The 728-nt window shown below is 67.0% G+C and carries 2 protein-coding genes and 1 pseudogene; all 3 read right to left on the bottom strand.

Translation table 11 applies throughout. The features are described 5' to 3' along the window. Positions 1-213 (bottom strand): PPE domain-containing protein (locus JF781_RS28070; RefSeq protein ID WP_225341370.1); only part of this gene is annotated, 213 nt, incomplete at its 3' end. A 17-nt stretch (positions 214-230) separates the two neighbouring features. Beyond that, positions 231-530 carry a PE family protein gene (locus JF781_RS28065; protein ID WP_036429500.1) on the bottom strand — a complete coding sequence of 100 codons (300 nt, stop codon included), beginning with the start codon at positions 528-530 and terminating at the stop codon, positions 231-233. Next, positions 527-728: pseudogene (locus JF781_RS28060) on the bottom strand (MFS transporter); the annotation flags it as partial. The gene JF781_RS28065 and the pseudogene JF781_RS28060, both read right to left, overlap by 4 nt.

Raw genomic sequence — 728 nt, 5'->3', positions numbered from 1 at the left:
AGGGGCGCTCGCGGCGGCCATCGCCGCCGACGCCGGACCCAGCCACGGTCCGCTCGTCAGCCCTGAAACCACCGAGGAATACGAAGCGGCCTCCGCATATAGCTGCTCGGCGAGCCCCGCCCAGGCCGACGCTGCGGCCAGCATCGAGCCCGGGCCCGGACCGGCATAAATCCTTGCCGAGTTGATCTCGGGTGGCAAAGCTGCGAAATCCATCATTCACCTCGGAGTGCTTAGCCGGCCGCGATCGCGTTGGCGGCCTCGGTGAGCGCATACGAATCAGCTCTGACACCAAGGGGTTTCGCGACTAATTCGTGGATCGCCGCAGCTTGGGCGCTGACGGCCTGGTACATCTGCGCGCGCGCGGCGAACTGCAGCGCCGTCAACGCCGACACCTCACCGGCGGCGGCGGGAACCACCCCGGTCGTCGGGGCGGCCACGGCCGCGTTTTCGGCGCTCATCGCCGAGCCGATGCCCTGCATATCGTCTGCCGGTGCAGTCAGAGCCTTCGGCTGGGTAGTCACAAAAATCATGGGCTGCTCCTCACTGTTTCCGCCTGGACTTCTTCTGATGGACACGACTCAACCCGCGCATCGGAGAACGCGGGTCCGGCGGAGCGGGCGGGGTTGAGGTGGTGCAGGGCAACTGTGGCGATGATGCCGATGAGAACCAGCCCGCCCCACACCAGTGCGCCGGCGCTGAGCCGTTGTGCCGCACCGAATATCGATCCG

This window comes from Mycobacterium sp. WUMAC-067, from assembly GCF_020217485.1.
In the GTDB taxonomy this organism is placed as follows: Bacteria; Actinomycetota; Actinomycetes; order Mycobacteriales; family Mycobacteriaceae; genus Mycobacterium.
Note: the sequence above shows the minus strand (reverse complement) of the source record. Positions and strands in the feature narration are given on the sequence as shown.